General features: G+C 68.9%; 1 protein-coding gene. It reads right to left on the bottom strand.

Translation table 11 applies throughout. From position 1 onward, the window contains the following. A partial coding sequence (locus ACFWJO_RS38620) for an amino acid--tRNA ligase-related protein (protein WP_386872874.1) occupies positions 1–662 on the bottom strand: 662 nt, incomplete at both ends.

Genomic DNA, 662 nt, shown 5'->3' with positions numbered 1-662 from the left:
GGATGAGCTCCCGGCACAGCACCATCATCTTCTCGTAGTCGCTGTGCGCCTCGTACGCCTCGAGGATCGTGAACTCCGGGTTGTGTTTGAAATCGACGCCCTCGTTGCGGAACACGCGGCCGATCTCGAACACGCGGTCGATGCCGCCGACGACGGCGCGCTTGAGGTACAGCTCAGTGGCGATGCGCAGGGTCATCGGCTGGTCGAACGCATTGAGGTGCGTCTCGAAGGGACGTGCGAGGGCGCCGCCGTGGACGAGCTGGAGCATCGGGGTCTCCACCTCCACGTAGCCGTGGCCCTCGAGGGTGCGCCGCACCGCCGAGGTGACCTTGGCGCGCGTGTAGACCATGCGGCGGGCCTCCTCGCGCACGATCAGGTCCGCGTAGCGCTGGCGGACGCGGGTCTCCTCGTTCAGGTCCGCGTGCAGCACGGGCAGGGGGCGCAGCGCCTTGGAGGCCATCTCCCACGCCGAGGCCATGATGGACAGCTCGCCCCGGCGCGAGACGATCACCTCGCCGGTGACGGAGAGGAAGTCGCCCAGGTCCACGACCTTCTTCCACTCGGCCAGGGACTCCTCACCGACGGCGGCCAGGGACACCATGACCTGGAGGCGGACGGCCTCCCCGTCCGCGCCGGACTCCTGCAGGGTGGCGAAGCAGAGC

It is taken from the genome of Streptomyces sp. NPDC127092, from assembly GCF_042722475.1.
Taxonomy (GTDB): domain Bacteria; phylum Actinomycetota; class Actinomycetes; order Streptomycetales; family Streptomycetaceae; genus Streptomyces.
Note: the sequence above shows the minus strand (reverse complement) of the source record. Positions and strands in the feature narration are given on the sequence as shown.